Source organism: Kribbella sp. ALI-6-A (genome assembly GCF_001984195.1).
GTDB lineage: Bacteria > Actinomycetota > Actinomycetes > Propionibacteriales > Kribbellaceae > Kribbella.
In genome coordinates, this window is sequence record NZ_MTQN01000006.1 from 160,006 (window position 1) to 183,025 (window position 23,020).

At 70.3% G+C, this 23,020-nt stretch carries 24 protein-coding genes; 14 read left to right on the top strand and 10 right to left on the bottom strand.

The genetic code is table 11. From position 1 onward, the window contains the following. Positions 1-4: 4 nt before the first annotated feature. Positions 5-961, bottom strand: a complete 957-nt coding sequence (locus BWI15_RS03295) for a DUF6772 family protein (protein WP_077012777.1) — start codon at positions 959-961, stop codon at positions 5-7. A 192-nt stretch (positions 962-1,153) separates the two neighbouring features. On the opposite strand from BWI15_RS03295, the gene BWI15_RS03300 reads away from it, so the two are divergent. From BWI15_RS03300 to BWI15_RS03335, 8 genes are read left to right on the top strand one after another with little or no spacing between them, the layout of a single operon-like run. After that, entirely contained in the window at positions 1,154-1,897 is a 744-nt protein-coding gene (locus BWI15_RS03300) for a helix-turn-helix domain-containing protein (RefSeq protein ID WP_077012778.1), read from the top strand. Then, positions 1,897-2,826: a nickel ABC transporter permease gene (gene nikB / locus BWI15_RS03305; protein WP_077012779.1), complete on the top strand. Its 930-nt coding sequence runs from the start codon at positions 1,897-1,899 to the stop codon at positions 2,824-2,826. The genes BWI15_RS03300 and nikB overlap by 1 nt, the downstream gene beginning before the upstream one ends. Beyond that, the gene (locus BWI15_RS03310; RefSeq protein WP_083750539.1) at positions 2,823-3,722 is read left to right on the top strand and encodes an ABC transporter permease; all 900 of its coding nucleotides are present in this window, start codon (positions 2,823-2,825) and stop codon (positions 3,720-3,722) included. The genes nikB and BWI15_RS03310 overlap by 4 nt, the downstream gene beginning before the upstream one ends. Further along, the gene (locus BWI15_RS03315; protein WP_077012780.1) at positions 3,722-4,768 is read left to right on the top strand and encodes an ABC transporter ATP-binding protein; all 1,047 of its coding nucleotides are present in this window, start codon (positions 3,722-3,724) and stop codon (positions 4,766-4,768) included. Before BWI15_RS03310 ends, BWI15_RS03315 begins: the two co-directional genes overlap by 1 nt. Beyond that, positions 4,761-5,762, top strand: coding sequence for an ABC transporter ATP-binding protein (locus BWI15_RS03320; protein WP_077012781.1), 1,002 nt, complete (start codon positions 4,761-4,763; stop codon positions 5,760-5,762). Before BWI15_RS03315 ends, BWI15_RS03320 begins: the two co-directional genes overlap by 8 nt. Next, positions 5,759-6,433: a histidine phosphatase family protein gene (locus BWI15_RS03325; protein WP_077012782.1), complete on the top strand. Its 675-nt coding sequence runs from the start codon at positions 5,759-5,761 to the stop codon at positions 6,431-6,433. The genes BWI15_RS03320 and BWI15_RS03325 overlap by 4 nt, the downstream gene beginning before the upstream one ends. Next, the gene (locus BWI15_RS03330) at positions 6,430-7,263 is read left to right on the top strand and encodes an endonuclease/exonuclease/phosphatase family protein (RefSeq protein ID WP_083750540.1); all 834 of its coding nucleotides are present in this window, start codon (positions 6,430-6,432) and stop codon (positions 7,261-7,263) included. The genes BWI15_RS03325 and BWI15_RS03330 overlap by 4 nt, the downstream gene beginning before the upstream one ends. Continuing rightward, positions 7,263-8,774 (top strand): ABC transporter substrate-binding protein, encoded by a 1,512-nt coding sequence (locus tag BWI15_RS03335; RefSeq protein WP_077012783.1) that lies wholly within the window; start codon positions 7,263-7,265, stop codon positions 8,772-8,774. The genes BWI15_RS03330 and BWI15_RS03335 overlap by 1 nt, the downstream gene beginning before the upstream one ends. Positions 8,775-8,819: 45 nt before the next feature. Here the strand turns inward: BWI15_RS03335 and BWI15_RS03340 are convergent, their stop codons facing one another. The 4 genes from BWI15_RS03340 to BWI15_RS03355 are packed head-to-tail and all read right to left on the bottom strand — an operon-like array spanning position 8,820 to position 13,985. Continuing rightward, the gene (locus BWI15_RS03340; RefSeq protein ID WP_077012784.1) at positions 8,820-10,805 is read right to left on the bottom strand and encodes an aldo/keto reductase; all 1,986 of its coding nucleotides are present in this window, start codon (positions 10,803-10,805) and stop codon (positions 8,820-8,822) included. A gap of 25 nt (positions 10,806-10,830) precedes the next feature. Then, the gene (locus BWI15_RS03345) at positions 10,831-11,658 is read right to left on the bottom strand and encodes a carbohydrate ABC transporter permease (RefSeq protein WP_077012785.1); all 828 of its coding nucleotides are present in this window, start codon (positions 11,656-11,658) and stop codon (positions 10,831-10,833) included. Next, positions 11,648-12,700: a carbohydrate ABC transporter permease gene (locus BWI15_RS03350; protein WP_077012786.1), complete on the bottom strand. Its 1,053-nt coding sequence runs from the start codon at positions 12,698-12,700 to the stop codon at positions 11,648-11,650. The genes BWI15_RS03345 and BWI15_RS03350 overlap by 11 nt, the downstream gene beginning before the upstream one ends. Before the next feature lies 1 nt (position 12,701). Beyond that, entirely contained in the window at positions 12,702-13,985 is a 1,284-nt protein-coding gene (locus tag BWI15_RS03355; RefSeq protein WP_077012787.1) for an ABC transporter substrate-binding protein, read from the bottom strand. A gap of 193 nt (positions 13,986-14,178) precedes the next feature. Between BWI15_RS03355 and BWI15_RS03360 the strand changes: the two genes are divergently transcribed. Then, a complete protein-coding gene (locus BWI15_RS03360) occupies positions 14,179-14,823 on the top strand; it encodes an HAD family hydrolase (protein WP_077012788.1) in 645 nt (214 codons plus the stop codon). On the opposite strand, the gene BWI15_RS03365 is transcribed toward BWI15_RS03360, so the two are convergent. Together BWI15_RS03365 and BWI15_RS03370 are read right to left on the bottom strand one after the other, a co-directional pair. Further along, the gene (locus BWI15_RS03365) at positions 14,752-15,861 is read right to left on the bottom strand and encodes an MFS transporter (RefSeq protein WP_077012789.1); all 1,110 of its coding nucleotides are present in this window, start codon (positions 15,859-15,861) and stop codon (positions 14,752-14,754) included. The two genes, BWI15_RS03360 and BWI15_RS03365, sit on opposite strands and share 72 nt — an antisense overlap. Beyond that, a complete protein-coding gene (locus BWI15_RS03370) occupies positions 15,858-16,466 on the bottom strand; it encodes an HAD-IA family hydrolase (protein WP_077012909.1) in 609 nt (202 codons plus the stop codon). Before BWI15_RS03370 ends, BWI15_RS03365 begins: the two co-directional genes overlap by 4 nt. An 89-nt stretch (positions 16,467-16,555) precedes the next feature. On the opposite strand from BWI15_RS03370, the gene BWI15_RS03375 reads away from it, so the two are divergent. Then, complete coding sequence (locus BWI15_RS03375; protein ID WP_077012790.1) at positions 16,556-17,716, top strand: ROK family protein; 1,161 nt, start codon at positions 16,556-16,558, stop codon at positions 17,714-17,716. Here BWI15_RS03375 and BWI15_RS03380 read toward each other — a convergent pair. Genes BWI15_RS03380 through BWI15_RS03390 form a run of 3 tightly spaced genes read right to left on the bottom strand, consistent with a single transcriptional unit; the run spans position 17,678 to position 20,172 of the window. Next, positions 17,678-18,331 carry a DinB family protein gene (locus tag BWI15_RS03380; RefSeq protein ID WP_077012791.1) on the bottom strand — a complete coding sequence of 218 codons (654 nt, stop codon included), beginning with the start codon at positions 18,329-18,331 and terminating at the stop codon, positions 17,678-17,680. The two genes, BWI15_RS03375 and BWI15_RS03380, sit on opposite strands and share 39 nt — an antisense overlap. Continuing rightward, positions 18,328-19,158, bottom strand: a complete 831-nt coding sequence (gene thiD / locus BWI15_RS03385; protein WP_077012792.1) for a bifunctional hydroxymethylpyrimidine kinase/phosphomethylpyrimidine kinase — start codon at positions 19,156-19,158, stop codon at positions 18,328-18,330. The genes BWI15_RS03380 and thiD overlap by 4 nt, the downstream gene beginning before the upstream one ends. Before the next feature lie 51 nt (positions 19,159-19,209). Next, complete coding sequence (locus BWI15_RS03390) at positions 19,210-20,172, bottom strand: thiamine-phosphate kinase (RefSeq protein WP_077012793.1); 963 nt, start codon at positions 20,170-20,172, stop codon at positions 19,210-19,212. Between the two features lie 127 nt (positions 20,173-20,299). Between BWI15_RS03390 and BWI15_RS03395 the strand changes: the two genes are divergently transcribed. The 4 genes from BWI15_RS03395 to BWI15_RS03410 all read left to right on the top strand — a co-directional run bounded on the left by BWI15_RS03395 (position 20,300) and on the right by BWI15_RS03410 (position 22,959). Then, a complete protein-coding gene (locus BWI15_RS03395) occupies positions 20,300-20,536 on the top strand; it encodes an Lrp/AsnC family transcriptional regulator (RefSeq protein ID WP_184806149.1) in 237 nt (78 codons plus the stop codon). A gap of 62 nt (positions 20,537-20,598) precedes the next feature. After that, entirely contained in the window at positions 20,599-21,030 is a 432-nt protein-coding gene (locus BWI15_RS03400; protein ID WP_237771106.1) for a DUF3515 domain-containing protein, read from the top strand. A gap of 35 nt (positions 21,031-21,065) precedes the next feature. After that, positions 21,066-22,304, top strand: coding sequence for a sensor histidine kinase (locus BWI15_RS03405; RefSeq protein ID WP_077012795.1), 1,239 nt, complete (start codon positions 21,066-21,068; stop codon positions 22,302-22,304). 1 nt (position 22,305) lies between these two features. After that, the gene (locus BWI15_RS03410; protein ID WP_077012796.1) at positions 22,306-22,959 is read left to right on the top strand and encodes a response regulator transcription factor; all 654 of its coding nucleotides are present in this window, start codon (positions 22,306-22,308) and stop codon (positions 22,957-22,959) included. Positions 22,960-23,020: the final 61 nt, after the last annotated feature.

The window sequence follows — 23,020 nt, forward strand, 5'->3', positions numbered from 1 at the left end:
TCGCCTACCAATCGACCGAGATGAGCACGGAGTCGAGGAACAGGAAGTTGCGCACGTCTGCGTGGGTGCGCACCGAGAAGTAGAAGTTCAGCAGGTTCTCCAGCGTCTCGTAGCGTTCCTCGTACGGCGGGACCGGGACGTCGCGCATGTCCATCACCCGGTCGTTGACCTGCAGCTCGACGTTGCGACGCGCGTCGGTGTCGACCAGCCAGCGCAGGTAGTGCCAGTTCACCTTGGTCGGGACCTCGTTGTAGCAGAGCTCCTGCGGCTCGCCGAAGGCCTGCCAGTCCTCGGGGTTCGGCGCGGTGAAGTCGGCGGCGTACTCCAGCTTCACCTTGCCCTCGAAGTGCTCGCGCGGAGTCGGCTCGGGCACGGTCGGCGCCATCCAGCGCCGGGTGAAGTGGTTGTCCAGATCGGTGTTCTGGTAGCGCGCGACGGTGTGGTAGCGCAGGCCGCCGTCGCCGCACAGGTCGGTGGCCACGGTGAACGCGCCGAACTGCGCCTCGGACGGGTGCGTGTTGCCGTCCCACTGGACGTCGCCGAAGCTGTCCAGCTCGGCGCCGCCGCCGAGAGTGGCCTCGGACTTGAACGCGAAGTAGGTCTCCAGCTGAACCAGGCCACGGCCGCTCATCGTGAGCCGGCGGATCGCCACCGCGGTGTGGCCCTTGTACGGCCGGGTCGCCAGCTTGAGCGCGTACGTGCCGCTCAGCGCGCCGTGCGTGCCGATGTCGAAGAAGTTGCAGGCCGACAGCTGCGGCGGCCGGAAGTCGCGCATGTGGGCGTCGACCGTGCTCAGGTCGCCACGGCCGTTGTAGTTGCCGAGCAGCTCGCACCAGCCGTGCGTGCCGCTGTCGAAGTCGTCGAAGGCCAGGATCCGGGGCAGCGGCGAGAACTTGGACAGCCGCGGGTCGGCGGCGAGCAGGGCGGACCGGACGTCGGACCGGGAGTCGGACAGGGTCACGCGGGCCTCCTTCAGAAGGCGTGGGGTGAGTGGGAATTGAAGTTAACGTTCACGGGAATTTGCCGTCAATCGACGGTTGCACCCTCCGGAACGCCGGTCTCTTGACACTCAAATATCACGCTTCTACGGTGCATTAACGCTACCGTTAACGTTCATGTAGCGACCCCCGCATCCGTCTGAATCGAGGTCGCCATGCAGTCGCTGAGCCGAGCGCTCACCGTGCTCGCCGAACTGAACCGCCAGGACCGCCCGTACGGCGTGACCGAGCTGGCCGTCACGGTCGGCCTGCACAAGAGCACGGTGCACCGGATCCTGGCGACGTTCTGCGCCCACGGCCTGGCCCGCCGCGTCGACGACCACCTCTACTGCGCGACCGACGGCCTGTCCTCGCTGCGCCGCACCACGACTCCCCACCCGGACCTGCTCGCCGAAGCCGCCACCCACCTGAACTGCCTGGTCGTCCTGGCCAGACCGCTCCCCCGCACGGGCGGAACGGTGCTGGAGATCGCAGCAGTTGCCTGGCCGGCTCCTGCCGGCCGCCCTGCGGGCACCGGTCGAGCGGCGGCCTCACCCGGGGACGCGGTGCCCTTGCGGGCGAGCGCTCTGGGCCGGGCCTACCTGGCAGGCCTTCCACCGGCAGAGGTCGAAGGCGGCGCCGAGCTGCTGGACACGTTGCGGCGGGTGCGCGAAGTCGGCTTCGCACACAACGCTCGCCCGGTCGCGGCCTTGCCGCGGATGGTGGCGGTGCCGGTGCCGGACGGCGCCGGAGGATGCGCGGGAGCACTGGGTGCCGAGCTCGCGCACCCGGCGTCGCTCGCCGAGATCCGTCGCTACGCCCCGATGCTCCACCGGGCAGCGGCACGCCTCGGTCCCGGCCAGGCCGATCGCCGTCCAGCCCCCGCGGCGGCGGCCTCCGCACGGCGGCAGGGCGCCTGATGGGGGCCTACGTCGTCCGGCGCCTCTTCTTCTCGGTGTTCGTGCTGTGGGGTGCGGTGACGATCATCTTCGTCGTACTCCGGCTGGTCCCGGGCGATCCGGCGTACATCATGCTCGGGCCGGACGCCGACCAGGCGCAGGTGGACGCGCTCAGAGCACAACTGGGGCTCGACCATTCGCTCGCCCAGCAGTACGTGACCTACCTGACCAACGTCGTGCATCTCGACTTCGGCCAGTCGTTCCGGCTCAGCACCGACTCGATGACCCTGGTGATGCAGCGAGTCCCCGCCACCATCCAGCTGGCCAGTACGGCGTTGCTGCTGTCGCTGCTGATCGGCCTTCCGCTGGGCGTGATCGCCGCCCTCAAGGCCAACACCTGGCTCGACCGCACGATCTCCGTGTTCTCCCTGCTCGGCCAGTCCACCCCGTCGTTCTGGCTCGGCATCGTGATGATCCTGGTGTTCGCCCGCAACCTGCAGGTCCTGCCGAGCTCCGGCTCCGGCAGCTGGGCCCATCTCGTCCTGCCGACGGTCACCCTCGCGCTGCCGTTCCTCGCGATCCTCGTCCGCCTCACCCGCAGCGGCCTGCTGGAAGTCGTGCACGAGGGCTACGTACAGACAGCACGCGCCAAGGGGCTCGCCGAAGGAGGAGTGATCCTCGTCCACGCCCTGCGCAACGCGCTGATCCCGATCGTCACCGTCGTCGGTCTCCAGTTCGGCGCGCTGCTCGGCGGCACCGTGATCGTCGAGACCGTCTTCGCCTGGCCGGGCGTCGGGCGCCTGCTGATCGACTCGATCAGCCGCCGCGACTACGGCGTCGTCCAGGCCGCCATCTTGCTGGTGGCCACCATCTTCGTCCTGATCAATCTGCTCGTGGACCTGCTCTACGGCTTCCTGGACCCGCGCGTCCGCCTGGCTGGTGACCGATGACCTCCACCGAACTCGATCTGACCACCACCACTCCGCTCGCCACACCGGTCACCGCGCGCAAGTCCCGCGCCGGCACCGCCCGGATCCGCTTCGGCCTGATCGTCATCGCCGTGTACGTCGTGGCCGCCGCGATCGGCCCCTGGCTGATCGACTTCGACTCGGTCGCGACCCGGACGGCGGACCGGCTGAAACCTCCCGGCAGCCGGCTGTCCGACGGCTCGCTCGCCATCTTCGGCACCGACCAGGTCGGCCAGGACCTGCTCGCGCAGATGTTGCAGGGGGCAAGGATCTCGATCGCGGTCGGGCTGGCCACCCTGCTGCTGGCCGGCACGATCGGTGTGACCGTCGGGATCGCGGCCGGCTACTTCGGCGGCTGGCTGGACGGCGTCCTGATGCGCCTGGCCGACATCCAGCTCGCCTTCCCCTCGATCCTGCTGGCGATCTTCATCGCCGCCCTGCTCGGCCCGAGCGTCGTCAACGTCGTGATCGTGCTGGCGGTGTCCAACTGGGTCACCTTCGCCCGGGTCGCCCGCGGTCAGGCCCTGGCCACCCGGCGGCGCGAGTTCGTCGACGCGTCCCGCACGCTCGGTGCCGGGACCTGGCGGCTGATCCGCCGCTGCGTGCTGCCGGCGTCGGTCGCCCCGGTGCTCGTGGTCGCGACGGTCGAGATCGGTCACGTGATCCTGGCCGAGGCGTCGCTCAGCTTCCTCGGTCTCGGCACCCCGGCCAGTACGCCGAGCTGGGGCGTCACGATCGCGAACGGCCGCAACTACCTGGCCGACGCCTGGTGGATCTCGACCGTGCCCGGGATCGCACTGGCCTTCCTGGTGATCTCGCTCGGCGTCCTCGGTGACGCCCTCCGCGACCGCTACGACCCGCGCCTGAGGAGCCTGTGATGACCGCGACCGACGACCCCACGGTGATCCCGGCCGGACAGTCGCCCGCCGCCGCGCTGCTCGATGTCCGCGACCTCCGCGTCGAGTTCTCCACCTCGGCCGGCCCGGTCACGGCGGTCGACGGCGCCTCCTTCGAGGTCCGCCCCGGCGAGACCGTCGCCCTGCTCGGCGAGTCCGGCAGCGGCAAGAGCGTCACCGCGCAGGCGATTCTCGGCATCGTGCCGAAGCCCGCCGGCCGGGTCACCGGCGGCAGCATCGAGTACGCCGGCCGCGACCTGCTCGCCCCCGGTACGGCGGGCAGCCTGCGCGGCCGGGAGATCGCGATGGTCTTCCAGGACCCGCTCAGCTCGCTCAACCCGGTCTTCCGGGTCGGCGCCCAGATCGGCGAGATGTTCCGCAAGCACCGCGGCGCGTCCCGCAAGCAGGCCCGGGCCGAGGCGCTGGACCTGATGCGCCGCGTCGGCATCCCGGCGGCCGAGAAGCGCCTCGACGACTACCCGCACCAGTTCTCCGGCGGCATGCGGCAGCGGGTGATGATCGCGATGGCGCTCGCGCTGTCGCCGAAGCTGCTGATCGCCGACGAGCCGACCACCGCGCTCGACGTCACCGTCCAGGCGCAGATCATGCAGTTGCTCGCCCGCTTGCAAGCCGAAGAGGGCATGTCACTCGTCCTGATCACCCACGACCTCGGCGTCGTCGCGGACGTCGCCGACCGGGTCGTGATGATGTACGCCGGCCGCGTGGTCGAGACCGGCCCGATCCGCGAGGTCTACGACCACAGCGCCCATCCCTACACCGCGGGCCTGATGGGCTCGGTCCCGGTGATCGACGGCCCGCGCCAGCGCCTGACGCCGATCCAGGGCTCACCGCCCGACCTGCTCCACCTGCCGTCCGGCTGCTCCTTCCGTCCCCGCTGCCAGTACGCCGGCACCATCTGCGCCGAGCAGGAGCCCCCACTCCTCCCCGCGCCCGGCCGGATGCCCGGCCACCAGTCGGCCTGCCACCACGCCGACCAGGTCCTCAGCCAGGGAGCACCGCATGTCTGACACTCCACTGCTGTCCGTGCGCGACCTGCACACCAGCTTTCCGCTGCGGTCGTCCGTACTGCGGCGAACAGTCGGCCACATCCAGGCCGTCGCGGGCGTCTCCTTCGACGTCATGCCAGGCGGCACCCTCGGGCTGGTCGGCGAGTCCGGGTCGGGCAAGTCCACCGTCGCCCGGACGATCGTCGGCCTGGAGCAGGCCCGCTCCGGCAGCATCGTGTTCGACGGCGAGGAACTCACTTCGTTGCCCAAAGCATCGATGCGCCGGGTCCGCCGGCAGCTGCAGATGATCTTCCAGGACCCGTACGCCTCGCTGAACCCGCGGGCCACGGTCGAGCAGATCATCACCGAGGCCTGGGAGATCCACCCGGACGTCGTACCGCGCAACCGGCACCACGCCGAGGCCCGCGAGCTGCTCGAACGGGTCGGGCTCAACCCCGACCACGCCCGCCGCTACCCGCACCAGTTCTCCGGGGGCCAGCGGCAACGAATCGGCATCGCTCGCGCGCTCGCCCTGCGGCCGAAGCTGGTGATCTGCGACGAGGCGGTGTCGGCGCTGGACGTCTCGGTGCAGGCCCAGGTGCTCAACCTGCTGGCCGATCTGCGCAGCGATCTCGGACTGGCGTACCTGTTCATCGCGCACGACCTGTCCGTCGTCCGGCACATCTCCGACCAGGTCGCGGTGATGTACCTCGGCCGGATCGTCGAGACGGCGCCGCAGGAGGAGTTGTTCACCCGGCCGATCCATCCGTACACGCAGGCGCTGCTGTCCGCCGTACCGGATCCGAAGCCGTGGACGCGGCCGCCGCGCGAGCAGATCATCATCGGCGGGGACGTCCCGTCACCGGCCGATCCGCCGTCGGGCTGCCGGTTCCGGACCCGGTGCTGGAAGGCCGAGGACGTGTGCGCGACCACCGAGCCGGCGCTCGAGATCCGCCTCGACCAGCATCCGGCCGCCTGCCACTTCGCCGCGGATCTCGCCGGAGCCGGCCGATGACCGTAGAGCTCGTCCTCCTCCGCCACGGCGAGTCCCGGTGGAACGCCGAAGACCGCTACCAGGGCCAGCAGGGCACGGGACTCAGCCCGCTCGGCCACCACCAGGCGAAGCTCGCCGCGGAATACCTGGCCGACGCACCGTTCGACGCCGTCGTCGCCAGCGACCTCCAGCGCGTCACCGAGACCCTTCGCCCGTACCTCGACAGCGTCCGAAGAATCGAGCGCTACAGCGCTCGGTTCTTCGGACGCAACGAACAGGGTGTACGGATCGATCCGCGCTGGCGGGAGATCGACGTCGGGACCTGGGGTGGGCGGACCTTCGCCGAGGTGCTGGCCGAGGAACCCGACGTCGTCGCCGCGTTCGCCCGTGGTGAGGACGTTGCCCGGGGCGGTGGCGAGACCTTCGCGCAACTGCGGGCCCGGGTGTGGGAGGCGGTGCGGGACATCGCGGCCAGTGGCGCGCGGCGGGTGCTGGTCGGGACGCACGGCGGCCCGATCCGGGTCGCGGCCGCGTCGGCGTTGCAGTTGCCGCCGGGTGGTCAGGTGCTGCTGGATCCACCGGTCAACTGCTCGCTCACCACGATCCGCGTGACCGAAGGCGCGAGCAGCCTCACGGCGTACAACGTGCCTACCTCGACCGTCACCGAGCCCGCCGAGGAGCAGCCGGCATGACCGCCACCCTGAGCACCTTCAGCTTCGTCGCGATGACCTACAACCTGTGGGCCGACTTCCACCTCGACGACCGGCGCGACGCGCTCACCGGCCTGTTCGAGACCAGACCGCCCGACCTGCTCGCGGTCCAGGAGCTGCGCGGTGTCACCAGAGACCTGCTCGACAAGGCGCTGCCCGACCATGACCGGGTCGACGGCGACGCCGGCTGGGAGACGCAGAGCAACTTGTGGTGGCGCCGCGACCTGTTCACGCCGCTGGAGCACGGCGCCGAGGACGTCGGCATCCTGTCCCCGGGCGCGCGGTTGTTCTGGGTCCGCCTCCGTCCGGCCGACGGCTCCCCCGACCTGCTGTTCAGTACGGCGCACCTGACCTGGCCCGGGCATCCGGACGAACGATCCGACCTGGAGAACCGCCGGGTCCGTCAGGCCCGCGCGATCGGCGAGACTCTCGATCGGCTGGCCGGCAGCGGCGCGTGCCTGTTCACCGTCGACATCAACGACATCGGCCCGCCTCAGTGGGAGCTGGGCAACGCCGGCTTCCTGGACAGCTTCACCGCGCTCGGCCGCCACTCCCCCGTCACCCATCCGGTGGTGCCGACCGTCGCTCCCGGCCCGATCGGGACCCGGTTGTCACCGCTGGCGTCGCCGCCGAAGGCGATCGACTGGATCTTCTCCCGCGGGCCGCTCGCGGTCCGCTGCAGCGAGGTCGTCGAGTTCTTCCAGGCCGGCCGCGCGCCCTCGGACCACTACCCGGTCGCCGCCACCTACACGTTCACGCGCCCGCCGTCGCAGGCCCGTGGCCCAGCCCCTGCAAAGGAGAACGACAAGTGATGAGGAAGCGAAAGCTGGTGGTGGCCGCGCTGGTCGCCGTGACCACACTGGCGACCGGGCTGAGTGCCTGCTCGCCGGCCGGCGAGCCGGGCTCCGGCGACCAGGTGCTGCGCTACGCGCCGGCGATGTTCCCGGTCTCCCTGGACACCCACAAGTACGCCGGGGAGGAGGCGGTGCAGACCGCGATCCAGCAGATCCTGGAGCCGCTGGTCCGGGTCGACAACGGCAAGATCGTCCCGGTCCTGGCCGCTTCCTGGCAGAACCCCGACCCGAACACCTGGGTGTTCACGCTGCGCGAGGGCGTGAAGTTCAGCGACGGTACGCCGTTCACCGCGAAGGACGTCGTCGCGTCGTACCAGCGGCACCAGAAGCTGGAAGGCCCGCTGGTCCCGCTGTACGCGAGTGTGAAGACGTTCGAGGCGACCGACGACCTGACGCTGACGGTCAAGACCAGCAAGCCGCTCGGCACGTTGCTCAGTTCGCTGACGCTGCTGTTCATCGGTCCGGCCGGCAAGATCGACGCCGAGGGCTTCTTCGCCAAACCGATCGGCACCGGGCCCTTCACGGTGACGTCGTTCCAGCCCGACGAGAAGCTGGAGCTGGCCGCCAACCCGTCGTACTGGGACGGGGCGCCGGAGCTGGCGAAGCTGGAATTCGTCAACATCCCGGAGGTCGCCGGGCGGATCACCGGGCTGGAGAACGGCGAGGTCGACGTGCTCACCCAGATCCCGCCCGACCAGGTCGCGGAGGTGAAGGACAGCCAGGGCATCACGTACGCGACGACGCCGAGCTGGACGTACTACTTCGACTGGTTCAACCACAAGCGCAAGCCGTTCGACGACCCGCGGGTCCGGCAGGCGATGTGGCACGCGCTGAATCTCCAGGGCACGGTCAAGGACCTGTTCGGCGATCTCGCGACGGTCGCGCAGGCACCGCTGGCCCAAGGCGTGATCGGCGCGCCGAAGCTGGCGCCGTACGCCTATGACCCGGCGAAGGCGAAGCAGCTGCTGGCCCAGGCCGGGCTGCCGAACGGGTTCACCACGTCGATGCAGTGGCCACTGGAAGGCGGCCCGAACATCCGGGCGCTGGCGCAGGCGATGATCTCGGACTGGGCCAAGATCGGCGTCAAGGTGCAGCCGCTGGAGAAGGAGCGGGCGCAGTGGCTGGAGGACTTCGGCAAGCTGAACTGGGACATGAACCTGCAGACCAACGTGAGTGGCACTGGTGACGCCGACTACACGCTGGCCCGGCTCTACATCTGTTCGGCCAAGCGCAACGGCTACTGCAACCCGGCGCTGGACAAGTTGTTGCTCGACGCCCGGACGTCGATCGACCAGGCGGCCCGGGCCAAGCTGTACGCCGACGCCGGCCAGATCATCTGGAAGGATGCCGTCGGCATCTTCCCGGCCGACCTGGCCAGCAACAGCGCGCATCGGGACCGGGTCCGGAACTTCGTGATGCCGCCGAGCGGACGCCCCCTGTTCGCGAAGGTCACCGTCGCGGCAAGCTGAGAACGCGCCGGGCCGGCCTGCTCTCCGCGGGCCGGCCCGGTCGCGTCAGTTCGCGGTCAGGTAGGCGAACTCCTCGTCGGTGAGGCTCACCGACAGACCCGGCAGAGAGGTCCGGGTCTCGGAGATCTGGCGCGGACCGATCAGCGGGAACACCGGGTACGGCTGGTGCAGCAGCCAGGCCAGCGCGATCGCGGTCGGCTCGACGCCCTTCGCCGCGGCCAGCTCCCGGGCCCGGTCCAGCCGCCGGAAGTTCTCGTCGGAGTAGAAGCAGCGCACGAGCTCCTCGTCGGAGGTGTCCTCCGGCTTCGCCCGCCCGGTGAAGAACCCGCGGGCCTGGCTCGACCACGGGAACAGCGCGACCTGCCGCTCCCGCAACCACGCCTGCGACTCGTCGTCGCTGACGTGCCGGCAACCCTGCCACGGGACGTCGTAGGCCCGGGCGAGGCTGAGGTGGTTGCTCAGCAGCGTGAACGGCTGCTTGCCGTTCGCTTCGGCGTACGCGTTGGCCTCGTCGAAGCGGGTGGTGGTCCAGTTCGACCCGCCGTACGCCTTGATCCGGCCGGCGCGGAAGTGCTCGTCCAGGACGTCGACGAACTCGCCGACCGGAATCTCCTCGTTGTCACGGTGCATCAGGTAGAGGTCGACGTGGTCGGTCTGCAGCCGCTCGAGACTCTCGTGCAGCTGCCGGGTGATCGACTCCGGATCGCAGTGCGGCGTGTGCGCGCCCTTGCCGATGACAACCACCTCGTCCCGGTTGCCACGGGACCGCATCCACTGCCCGAGCAGCTTCTCACCCCGGCCGCCGCCGTAGATGTAGGCCGTGTCGAACGTCGTCCCACCGCGCTCCACGAAGTCGTCGAAGATCGTCGCGGCGTGCGGCAGCGTGTTCTGGTTGTCGACGCCCATCACCAGCCGGGACACCTGCTTGTCCAGGCCGGCCACGGTGCCGTAGGTCATCGGGGCGTCGTCGCGCCGGGCCAGCGGGCGGCCGGTCGCGGTCGGGATCACCGCGTCGTCGCGCTCACCGGCGTACTGCTGGCCGATCAGCTTGCGCCACTCGTCCTGGACCTCGAGGTTGCCCAGCGTGTCCGCCCAGGACATCTCCGGCGCCTGCCGCTGCTCGATCGCGGCGGCGACCGCGTCCGCCTCGGCGGCGTAGATGAAGGCCGGTTCCGCGGCGATGTCCCGCGGCTCCTGACCCACCTTGTGCACGGTCACGTGGGTCGGCTTGCCGTCGCCGCCGAACCACGGGTCCTCGATCACGAGGTAGCCCTCGCTGCCGTAGACCTTGACCAGCGGCTCGTCCTTCAGCCGGACGCCGGTGTTGACGTGCGCGGTCAGCCCGCTGTCGAAGAACAGCGTCGCGACCGCCCACTCGTCGGCGCCGGTCTCGCCGACCGTGCCCGCGGCGGTGACGGCGGCCGGGTCGGCGAACGGCTTGCCGACCGCGGCACCCGCGATCAGCCGGGCCATCGAGACCGGGTAGCCGCCGACGTCGAGAATGCCGCCGCCGGCCAGCTCGTCGGCGTACAGGCGGTGGCCGGCGTTGAACTGCGACTGGAACGCGAACGACGCCTGGATCTGGTGCACGGCGCCGATCTCGCCGTCGCGGATCAGCTGCGCGACCAGCTTGGTCTGCGGCAGGCACCGGTACATGTACGCCTCCATCAAGAAGACGTCGTGGCGGACCGCGGCCTCGATCATCGCCGCGGCCCACGACCGGTTGATCGCCAGCGGTTTCTCGCACAGCACGTGCTTGCCGGCCTCGGCCGCCTTGATCGCCCACTGCGGGTGCAGCGGGTGCGGCGTGGCGATGTAGACCGCGTCGACGGTGTCGTCGGCCAGCAGCGCCTCGTACGACGCGTGCCGGTGCGGGATCGCGAACTGGTCCCCGAACGCGTCGGCCGAGGCCTGGCTGCGGCTGCCGACCGCGGCCAGCACGCCGGTGGTCGAGGACGGGAGCTGACTGGCGAACCGGGAGGCGATGTTGCCGGTTCCCAGGACTCCCCAGCGGATCTTGTCGAGTTGCACGTAGGCCCCTAAAGACGGTGGACGATCAGAATTTCATGGCGCCGGCGGCGATGTCGGCGATGAAGTGACGGCCGCCGATGATGAACACCCCGATCAAGGGGATCACGCTCATCAGGGCGCCCGCCATCACCATGCTGTAATCGGTGCCGTAGACACCGTTCAGCTGCTGGAGGGCGACCTGGAGGGTGAGCCGGTTGGGGTCGGTCATCACGATCAGCGGCCACAGATAGTCGTTCCAGACGTTGATGAAGGTGAAGATGCCGAGAAAGGCCAGGCCGGGCCGCAGCACCGGCAGGCCGACGGTGAGGTACTGCCGGAAGAAGCCGGCGCCGTCGACCTTGGCGGCCGAGATCAGTTCGTCGGGGATCGCGCCCTTGGCGTACTGGCGCATCCAGAAGATCCCGAACGCGTTCGCCGCGCCCGGGATGATCAGCGCCTTCAGCGACCCGATCCAGCCGAATTCGGCCAGCGTGACGAACTGCGGCACCAGCGCCAGCTGGGACGGGATCATGAAGGTGACCAGCAGGATCCCGAACAGCAGGTTCCGGCCGGGGAACTCGTACTTGGCGAACGCGAACGCGGCCAGCGAGTCGAAGAACAGCACCAGCACGGTGACTCCCAGCGAGGCGAGCAGCGTGAGCAGCATCGCGCCGAAGAAGTCGATGTTGTCCAGCACGTTGCCCATGTTCTCCCACAGGTGCGACCCCAGCACCAGCTTCGGTGGGTAGGTGAAGATGTCCGGCGTAGTGTTCGAGGCCATCACCAGCATCCAGTAGAACGGGAACAGCGAGACCAGTACGCCGAGCATCAGCACGACGTGGCTGACCACCTCACGGACTCGTTCAGTGCGCATCGGTGGACTCCTTCCCGGCGGTGCCGGCCGCGGTCTGCTCCGCGGCGATCTTGCGCTGCACCCGGCGGGCGGCCCGCTTGGTCAGCCGTTCGTCGTCGCTGCCGCCGATCAGCCGCCAGTTGATGATCGAGAACAGCACGATCAGCACGAACAGCGCCCAGCCGATCGCCGCGCCGTAGCCGAACTGGTTGGAGCCGAAGGCGTTGTCGTACAGGTAGGACACGATGGTCAGACCGCCGTCGCCGGGGCCGCCGATCGCGCCGCTGCTGCCGAACAGGACCTGCGACTCGGTGAAGATCTGCAGGCCGCCGATGGTCGAGGTGACCGTGGTGAACAGGATCACCGGGCGCAGCAGCGGCACGGTGATCTGCCAGAACTGCTGCCGCGGCGACGCGCCGTCGACCTTGGCGGCCTCGTAGATGTCGGACGAGATCGCCTGCAGGCCGGCCAGGAAGATGATCGCGTTGTAGCCGGTCCAGCGCCAGGCCACGATGGTCGCGATCGCGACCTTGATCCCCCACGGCTGGCTGAGCCACTCGATCTTGTCCAGCCCGACCGAGGTCATGAACGCGTTGAGCAGGCCGAAGTTGTTGCTGAAGATCGAGCCGAACACCATCGTCACCGCGACCACCGAGGTGATGTTGGGGATGAAGTACGCGATCCGGTAGAAGCTGCGGAACCGGGTCGCGTTGTGCAGCGCGTTGGCGATGATCAGGGCCAGCAGCAGCATCGGGACGGTCGAGATCACCCAGATGATCAGCGTGTTGGTGATCGACTTCCAGAACGTCGGGTCGGTGAGCAGGTAGCTGTACTGCTCCAGGCCGACCCACGTCATCTGGCCGATGCCGTCCCAGGAGTGGAACGACAGCCAGATCGAGAAGAACACCGGAAACGCGCCGAAGATCGCGAACAGCACGAAGAACGGCGACACCGCGGCGTACTGCGGGAGCGCTTGCCGGAACCTGTTCGGCCGCTTGCTCGGGTCGGTGTCCTGGGTCGTGCTGACGGTGGCGGTGGGACGGAGTGCGTCGCTGACGGCCATCTCAGATCGCCCCCACTCTGGTCAGCTCGCGGTCGACCAGTTTCTGTGCGTCCCGCCAGGCCTGCTCCGAGGTCTTGCTGCCGATCTCGATGTTGACCAGCTCGGCCTTGATCGGGTCGCCGATGATCGAGTCGTACGGGCTGAAGTAGGTGCCCGGATACTTCTTCGCGGAGTCGGCGAACACGTCGACGATCCGCTGGCCGCCGAAGAACGGATCGGGACCGGTCATCCTCGGGTCGTCGTAGCTGGCCGGCGTGGAGGGGAACAGGACCGGGTCGAGGAACGACTGGGCCTGGTTCTTGGCCGACTCCAGCCAGGTGATGAACGCGAACGCGGCCTCGGGATCCTTGCAGTACTTGGTGATCGCGAGGAACGAGCCACCGCGGTTGCCGGGGCCGCCGGGCGCCGGGGTCACCCGCCACAGGCCCTTGGTCTTCGGCGCCGCGTTCTTCGGGCCGAGCTGGGCCCACCAGACCGCGCCGACGAAGGCGACCAGCCGGCCGTTGGTGACGACGGCGTTGGCGTCGGTGCTGCCGTCCTGCGCGTTCGCGGACAGCCCTTCCTTGACCACCCGCACGGCCAGGTCCCAGGCCTGCTTGATGTGGTCACCGTCGCCGATGTACGCGCCGTCCGGCGTCATGTAGCGCTTGGGCAGCTGGGCCAGCGCGTACTGGTAGAGCGACGTGATGTTGTCGGTGATCGCCGAGCCGGGCACCGCCTGCTTGAGCTTCTTGCCGAGCGCGATGAAGTCGTCCCACTCGGGTGCGGCGGCGGCCACGTCAGCGGGCTCGGTCGGCAGGCCGGCCTTCTCGAAGACGTCGCGGCGGTAGAACAACGCGGTCGGGCCGGTGTCCATCGGGTAGGCCATCATCCGGTTCTCGGGGGTGATGCCGAGCTTCCACTTCCACTCCAGGAAGTCGCCCTTGAACTTGTCCGCGCCGAGCTCGTGCAGGTCGAGGAACTGATCGGCGTTCGGGAAGTAGGTGGCCACGTCGTCGTTCAGGCCGACGATGTCGGGGACCAGGGACTTGCCGGCCAGGGAGGTCAGCAGCTTGGTCTTGTAGTCGCCGCCGATCCGGGTCAGCGAGATCTTCTTGCCGGGCGCGCCCGGGATGCCTTGGGCCGCCTGGGCGACCAGGTCGTCGTTCACCGATCCGGTCCATGCCCACAGGCTCAGCTCGTCGGGCGCGCCGAGTGAGCTCCGGGAACCGCAGCCGGTGAGGCCCGAGGCCGCGGCGGCACCGCCCGCGGTCAGGGCCAGGAACTTCCGTCGGGTCAGAGTCATGCGCCTCACCGGGCTCTCTGTGTTCGATAACGCCAGAAGTTGTTCGCCAGTGTTCAGGTGGCGTCAAGGTAAGCGCATACCAACTGAACCGGTCAAGGGGTCGTCCCGGCCGCGCCGCCCATCGTCCGGAACCGGCCGCGCCTCAGCCAGGCCGCCGCGCCCGGCGTACCCGGCGGCCTGGTTGGATGGCGGTATGAGCATCGAAGCCGTGCTGTTCGACGCCGACGGCGTGATCCAGCTGCCGACCGTCGACTGGCAAGCCACGCTGGCGACCTTCATCCGCCCGGACCAGTCGGCCGACGAGTTCGTGCTCGATCTGATGGCCTCGGAGGGCCCGTCACTGGCCGGCAAGGGCGACTTCCGCGAGGCGATGGCCGAGGTGCTGGCCCGCTGGCAGGTGACGACGCCGCTGGAGGAGCTGCTGGTGCTCTGGGAGCAGTTCGCCGCCGTACCGGAGGCGATCGAGGTCGTCCAGGAGCTGCGGGCGGCCGGCGTACCGAGTCATCTGGCGACCAACCAGCAGCCGTACCGGCGGGCGATCATGAACGACCAGCGTGACTACGGGCAGTGGTTCGACCAGTCGTTCTACTCCTGCGACCTGGGCGTCGCGAAGCCGGATCCGGCGTACTTCAAGACGATTCTGACCGCGATCGACCAGCCGCCGGCGGCGGTGCTGTTCGTCGACGACAACCCGGGCAACGTCGCCGGAGCGCGGGAGGCCGGGTTGCACGCCGAGGTGTTCCACCTGTCGGCCGGCGTACCGGCGCTACGCGGGCTCCTTCACGGGTACGGGCTTCCGGTCGCGGCTGATGGCCCAGAGCAGGGCGAGCAGGGGTAGCGGGATCAGGAAGGCGGTCCGCAGGTCGAGCCAGCCGGCCAGCGCGGCCAGGAAGCTGGGGGCCAGCAGGATCGCCGTACCGGAGGCCAGGGCGCCGAGTGCTGCGAGGCGGGCGGGGTTGATGCCGGGGATGGCGACCAGCGCGGCGATGGTGAGTGGGTAGAGCGGCGCTACGCCGAGTCCGGCGAGGACCAGTCCGGCGGTGACGGCTGCTGGTGCGTCGAAGAGGCTGACGAGCAGCGTGCCCGCGGTGGCGAGCAAACCGGCCGGGATCATCGGTGACCAGCCACGCCAGTGCAGCGGACCGATCGCCCGGCCGACTGCCATGCCGATCGGGAAGGCGCTACCGAGCAGGGCCGCACCAGCCATCGGTACGCCGGTCGCCGCGAGCCGGGCCACTGCCCAGACGACGAAGCAGAACTCGACAGCCACGGCCAGTACGACCCGCACCCAGCCTTTGAAGACATGCGATCCGGGAGCCCGCTGGCTCGAGTCATGGGGACTGGGTCCGTCGCCGGGACCAGCCAGAGCAGCCAGCAAAAGCAGCGGCGGTACGGCGGCCAGCAGGGCGAGCCGACCTGTTGCACCGAGCGAGTCGACCCCACCGATCGCCAGCGGAGCGAAGATGCCCGTCGCGCTGGCCACTGCGTTCACTCTGGTCAGCCGCGCGGCGGCCGTCGGGCCATGCAGGAGCAGCGGCGCGACCAGCACGAGCAGTGCGCCGCCGATTCCGATCAGCAGCCCGCCGGTGACCGCCAGGACGAAGCCGTGGGCCAGTGCGAGCGAGGCGGCACCGACTGCGCAGACGAGGGAGCCGGCGCGCAGGACCGTTCCGATGTGCAGCGTGCGCAGCAGGAGCGGGCCGGCGACCGCGACGATCAGCAGCCCGATCGCGAAGGCCGACGAGAGCACGGCCAGCTCGTCGGTCCGCTTGTCGAGGTCTCTGGCCAGCAGCGCCACCGACGCCCCGAGTCCGGCCAGCAGGAAGCCGAGAGCCGACAGGGCCAGACCGATCCGGAAGTCGACGCGGTTGGTCATAGGAGCGCGGCGAGCTGGTGCAGGTCCGTCAGCTCGACGTCACCTTTCAGTCCTTTGAGAGCAGCCGTCTGGGCCCCGGCCGCTCGACCGGCGGCCAGGCCGACCTCCGCGTCCTCGACGACCAGACAGCGCTCCGCCGGTACGCCGAGCAGCTCGGCACCGCGCAGGTAGCCCTCCGGGTCCGGCTTGCCGTGGGTGATGTCCTCGATGGTGACCAGCACCCGCGGCTCGATCCCGGCCACCGCCAGGCGCACCTTGGCGAGCCGCTGGTCCGCGCTGGTGACGACCGCCCACGGCAGACCACGCTCCTCCAGGAGGTCGAGCAGCTCGCGCGCACCGGGCGTCGCCGTGACGTCGGAGAGATCGTCGTACTGCAGTTCGTGCTGGCGAGCGGCGGCGGCCGCCCGAGCCGTCGGGTCGAGATCGGGCAGCACCCGTGCGACCACGGACTCGGCCGGGCTGCCGTGCGCGACGGCGAGCACGGCCAGCGGGTCGACGCCGTACTCGGCCGACCAGGTCCTCCACGCCCGCTCGACGGCGCCGTCGGAGTCGACCAGGGTGCCGTCCATGTCGAACAGGACCGCGCGGATGTCCCGCAGTGGCATGATCGCCTCCATTAAGCTCGTTCTCCGAGGATAACCTTGTTAAGCCTGGGGACGGCAAGCGCTTGACCAGGGTGTGGGAGGGTCCGGGCATGAGCAGGCGAGGGCGGTGGCAGACCGCGGCCGAGGTGCTGGGTCTGCTGGGCCGCCGGCCGGGCATCACCCGGGCCGCGGTCGCCAAGGAGCTGCGGCTCAGCACCGGCTCGGCCACCGAGGTCACCACCCGGCTGCGCGACCTCCAGTTGCTCAGTGAGCTCCCCGCACCGATCCAGGGCCGCGGGCGACCGACCACCGTGCTCGCGGCGCACCCGCTCGGTCCGATCGTGCTCGCCCTGGAGATCCGGCAGGGCGGCTGGCGAAGCGGTGTGGTCTCGCTGGACGGTTCGCTGGAGCAGCTCCCGCCGCGCCGCCACCACAGCCGTCGCCCGGGCACCGTGCTGTCCGCACTGCGCGAGGTCGTCGCCGCGACTCAAGCGCAGTACGGCGATCGCCTGCGAGCCGTCGCTCTCGCCGTGCCCGGCACTGTGCGAGGTCTGGTCCTGCTGCAGGCGTCGACGCTCGACTGGACCGACGTCGACCTCACCCCTGTCGTGCGCGACACCGGGTTGTTCCTGCTGACCGGCAACGACGCCACGCTCGCCGGAGTGGCCGAGGCGAGGACAGGCGCAGCCGCGGGAGCCGGGACCGCGCTTCACCTGATCGTGGAGGTGGGCATCGGCGGCACGCTCCTGCTGGACGGCGTACCGGTGGGTGGGGCGAACGGTACGGCCGGGGAGTACGGGCACACCCCGTACGGCGATCGCTCGGTCCGCTGTCCGTGCGGGGCGCGTGGCTGCTGGGACCTGGAGATCGACGGTCGTGCCCTGGCCCGCCATCTGGGCGAGCGGGAACCTGACGACCCGTACAGCTACGCCGACGAGCTGCTGCGACAGCCTTCAGTCCGGACCCGCCAGGCGATCGAGACCGTGGCGGGGGCCCTGGGCGCCGGGATCGCCGGCCTGGTCAACGCGCACGATCCGGCGGTGATCACACTCGGCGGGCTGGCGGTCCCTCTGCGAGCTGCCGCGCCGGATGCGTTCGCGGCGGCGTACTCGGACAACCTGATGGCGTTCCATCGGTCCGCTCCCCCGCCGGTGCTGGACGCGGCGCACCCGACGGACGGCGTACTGCGGGGTGCCGGTGCGCTGGGACTGGACCACCTGACGTCCGAGGCGTCACTGACCGCCTGGGCCGACGCTCTCAGTAGGAGCTGACTGCTCCTCCACCGCCTGGTCGCCCTCCACCGTTTCCTCGACGACCGGCTTCGGGGCCGGGACGATCGGCGGCTCGACCTTGGCCAGGATCTCGATGATGTCGTGCCGGTGGTGCTGGATCTCGTGAGCCGTGTGCCGGATGATCCAGCTCAGCGTGCGCGGCGCCCGGACCGGGTAGTTGTAGAGCCCGAGCCGGCCGAGCTCCTGCGGCGTGAGCACCCGCGCGGCCGCGCCGAACTCCCGCGCGAAGCGCATCACCGCGGCCCCGACCTCGACCGGGTTCTGGAACTCGTACTTGTCCTGCTTGACCCGGCCGGTCCGGTCCATCGGCGCGTACACCGGCCGGTCCTCGGCCAGGCACTGCGCGATCCGCTGGCGCTGCACCTCGAGCACGTCGCGGATGTGGCAGGCGTACTCGATCGCGGACCACACGTCCGGCTCGGGCCGCAGCCGGACGACGTCGGGGTCCGGGCCGGCGGCGGCCTTGGTCAGCGCCATCGCCGACTCGGCCGCCTGCCGGATCAGCAACGTCACCGTGCCCTGCAGGTCACCCGTGCCGTAGTTGAACCCGCACTGTTCACACAGCCCGTCGACCGGCGGCTGCTGCTTGCTCACTGACCACTTCCCTTGCGCTGTGCACTCTCGTGGTGGCGCCACGCGTGATCCACCGGCCCGATGCCACCACCCAGGGCGAACCCGTTCGCGATCGCACCGGTGACGTACTCCTTCGCCGCCCCTACTGCCGACGGTACGTCGTAGCCGCGGGCCAGGTACGACGCGATGGTGCTGGCCAGCGTGCAGCCGGTGCCGTGCGTGTGCCGGTTGTCCGCCCGCGGCGCACTGAACTCCTGCCGTACGCCGGGGCCGTGCAGGACGTCGACAGCGGTGTCGCCGGAGTCGTGGCCGCCCTTGACGAGCACCCACTGCGCGCCGGCGTCCAGCAACGTCTTCGCGGCCAGCTCACGGTCGTCCGGCGTCCGCAGCTCCACACCGGCCACCGGACCGAGCTCGGTGAGGTTCGGCGTGAGTACGGTCGCCAGCGGGACCACCTCGGACCGCACGGCCTCCATCGCCTCGGCACCGAGCAGGGCGTCACCGTGCTTCGACACCGCGACCGGGTCGATCACGATCGGCACCTCCGGCGGCAGCGTGCGCAGCAGCGCGGCAACCACCCGGACCATGCCGGCCGACGCGAGCATGCCGGTCTTCACCGCGTCGACGCCGATGTCGTCGACCACACTGCGGAACTGGGCCTCGACCTGCTCGGCCGGCAACTCCCAGGCGCCCTGGACGCCGAGGCTGTTCTGCGCGGTGATCGCCGTGAGCACGCTCATGCCGTGCACGCCGTTGGCCAGCATCGCCTTCAGGTCGGCCTGGATCCCGGCGCCACCGCCGGAGTCGGATCCGGCGACGGTGAGCACTCTGGGCGGGGCGGACGTCATCTCTGCTCCTCGACTCTGTCGGTTCGTGCGGCGGTCACCGGATCGCGCCGTTCAGCTGGTGAAGTGGGAGTGCCCGGCGGTCGCCGCGAACAGCTCGCCGTCCACGGTCACCGTCCCGCCCGGCACGATTTGGTTGCCTTCAGCAACCGTGCCGATCACGGTCCAGCCGTCGGGCACGTCGGCCGGCTCGAAGGTCCCGACCAGCGCGTGGTCCTCGCCACCGGTCAGCACGAAGGACAACGCGTCGAGACCGGTGGCCGCGGCGACCGCCTGCAGCGGTTCGGGGATCGTCAGCGCCCGGGTCCGGACGTCGATCACGACCTGGCTCGCCTCGGCGAGGTGACGCAGGTCGGCGATCAGGCCGTCGCTGACGTCGCACATCGACGAAGCGCCGGCGATCGCGGCCCGCGGGCCTTCGGCGTACGGGGGCTGGGGACGGCGGTGGGCGTCGACGACCGAGCGGGGCGAGCGGAAGCCGCGGGTGAGGACGGCGTACCCGGCCTCGGCCCAGCCCAGCCGGCCCGCGAACGCCAACTCGTCACCAGGCCGCGCGCCGGAGCGCAGCACGGGCTGGCGGCCGTCGAGCGAACCGAAGGCGGTCACCGAGACGAGGATCTTGTCCGACTGCACGGTGTCGCCGCCGACGATGCTCGCGCCGACCAGGTCGGCCTCGTCGGCCAGCCCCTGGTTGAGCTCGACCGCCCACGCCGTCGCCAGGTCCGCGGGTCCGCCGAAGCCGACCACGAGCGCGGTCGGCCGCGCCCCCATCGCCGCCACGTCGGCCAGGTTCTGCGCGGCGGCCTTGCGGCCCACGTCGTACGCCGAGGACCAGTCCTGCCGGAAGTGCCGGCCTTCGACCAGCAGATCGGTGGTGATCACCATCCGCCCGTCCGGCACCGCCACCACGGCCGCGTCGTCCCCCGGCCCGACCAGGACGTCCTCACCTCGGGACAGCCCCCGGGTGACGGCCTCGATCAAGCCGAACTCCCCGGTACTGCCCAACGTCTCTGTCACGTCAGTAGACCTCCCATATCGCCGACGCGAGTCTAGGCGGTACGGTGACGTGGCAACGACGAGTACGCCCGGCCGCTCTGCAGTACTGTGGCCGGTGCCCGCTGAGGACGACTGAGTGGAGAACGACGTGGTGGTCCAGGCCTACATTTTGATCCAGACCGAGGTCGGCAAGGCCGCCGACGTCGCAGCGCAGATCGCCGAGGTCCAGGGCGTCACCCTGGCCGAGGACGTCACCGGCCCGTACGACGTGATCGTGCGCGCCGAGGCCCGCAACGTCGACGAACTCGGCAAGCTGGTCGTGGCCCGGGTCCAGAACGTTCCCGGCATCACCCGCACGCTGACCTGCCCCGTCGTCCACATCTGACCATCGACCGGCCTGTCCCGACCCGCCGTGGGCGCGCACTCGGTGCTGCCTCCACGGCGGTCGTGCTGCTCACCGTCGTGGCCGGCTGCGGCTCCGATCCGGTGCCGGTCGCCGTACCGCAGCCGGCTCCCGAGGTCGTCGAGGCCTGCACGCCGCTGGTGAAGGCGCTGCCGGCCAAAATCCTCGACGCCGAACGTCGCGAGACCGATCCGCCGAGCCCGCTCACCACGGCGTACGGCGACCCGCCGATCGAGATCACCTGCGGCGTGTCTCCGCCGGCCGGTATGGCGCAGGCGCAGTCGCAGTGCTTCGAGGTGAACGGCGTCGGCTGGTTCGCCAACGAGGCCGGCAACGGCGTCATCTTCACCACGATCGGCCGCAGGCTCTACGTCGAGATCGCCGTGCCGGCCAAGTACGCGCCCGAGGCCAACGCCCTGACCGACGTCTCGGACGCCGTCAAGGCGCACAACACCCTCATCACGCCCTGCACCTGACCGCTGATGGCAGCACCCGGGCCTACGATCGGGCCATGACCTCGACCGGCCGCACCGACCGGTGGCTGCGGGCCCATCCGGTCGTACCGGACGCCCTTCTGGCTCTCGCGATCGCCGCGGTCGCCGGACCGCTGTCGCTGGAGATCCTGCGCGCGGCCACGTCGCCTGCCTGGGTGCTGTGGACGGCCGGAGTCTGCGGGGTCGTGGTGCTGGCCGCCGTGGCGCTGCGGCGGATCGCCGCGGAAGCCGCGTTCGTGCTTGCCACGCTGGCGATGGCGGTGACCGTTGCCTTGCCGAACACGACGATCCGCACCGCCGGGCTGGGACTGGCCGACGCGGGCGCGGCGATGGAGATCCCGCTCTTCTTCCTTCCCTCGTCGGCGGTCTACCTGGTGCTCCTGTACGCCGTCGCCACGCAGAGCACCCCGGCCAAGAGCCTGCTGGCCCTCGGTATCAGCCTGACCGGAGCCGTGCTGTGCACCGCGCGAACGGCCACGGCGTACGGCGCTCTCCCTGCGGGCTGGCTCACGCTGCTGCTGGCTCTCCTCGCCCTGGTCGCGGCTGTCGCCGGTACTTGGTCCGTGGGCCGTTCCCACTTCGACCGGCGGCAACGGCAGGCCGAAGAAGCTGCCGAAGCCGCCGAGCGCGCGGTGACCGGCGAACGTCAGCGCATCGCCCGGGACATGCACGACATCGTGGCGCATTCGTTGGCGGTCATCGTGCGTCAGGCCGAAGGTGGCGCCGCCATCGCCGCCAAGTCGCCGGACCGCGCGGCCCAGGCGCTGTCCGTCATCGCCGGCACCGCGCGGGAGGCGCTGACCGACATGCGCGGCACGCTGCAGGTCCTGCGGGAGGCCGCTCCACAGGAGACCGTGCAGCCGTCGCTCGCCGCGATCCCGGCCTTGGTGGAGCGGGTCCGCGCAACCGGTGTCGACGTCCGCCTGACCGAGCGGGGCACGCCCGTCGCCATGACGCCGGGCGCGGCGACCGCGGCGTACCGGGTGGTGCAGGAAGCGCTGACCAACAGCGTCAAACACGCGGGCTCGAACCCGACGGTCACCGTCACGGTCGAGCATTCACCGCGGAGGTCGGCCGTCACCGTCGCCGACGACGGTGGAAACGCCGACGACCGCCCGGCGATGCCCGGGGCCGGCGCCGGTCTGCGCGGTGCGGAGGAACGAGTGCACGCGGCGGGCGGTACGTTCGAGGCCGGTCCGGCCGACGGCGGCTTCAGAGTGCGGGCGGAGTTCGGCGCTCGCGACAGGCAGGGGTGAGATGACGATCAGAGTCGCGCTGGTCGACGACCAGGAACTGATCCGGGTCGGCCTGGCCATGGTGGTCGACGCCACCGACGACATCCGGATCGTCCTGCAGGCCGCCGATGGCGTGGAGGCGGTCGCGCGGCTCGACGAGACCCAGGTCGACGTCGTGCTGATGGACGTCCAGATGCCGCGGCTGAACGGCGTCGAGGCCACCAGACTGGTGACGGCTCGCGAGAACCCGCCGAAGGTGATCCTGCTGACGACGTTCGATCTCGACGAGTACGCGTTCGACGGCCTGCGCGCCGGAGCGAGTGGGTTCCTGCTCAAGGACGCCTCGGCCGACGAGGTGCTGCACGCGATTCGCGCCGTGCACGCCGGTGATTCCGTGATCGCACCGTCCACGACCCGCCGCATGCTGGAGCATCTGGCGACCGTCCGGGACGGCCGCGGGGCCTCTCCGCTGCTGGACCGGCTGACCGCCCGCGAGCGCGACGTGTTGCTGGAGATCGCCCGAGGCCACTCGAACGCCGAGACCGCGCAGCGGCTGTTCCTGTCCGAGGCGACGGTGAAGACCCACGTCGCCCACGTGCTGGCCAAGCTCGAGGTCCGGGACCGGGTCCAGGCGGTGATCTTCGCCTACGAGAACGGGCTCGTCCGTCCGGGCTAGGCCGATCTCATCACTTCGGCGGAGCGGGTCACGCCCTGCGGTGGACGTCTCCGGCCAGCCC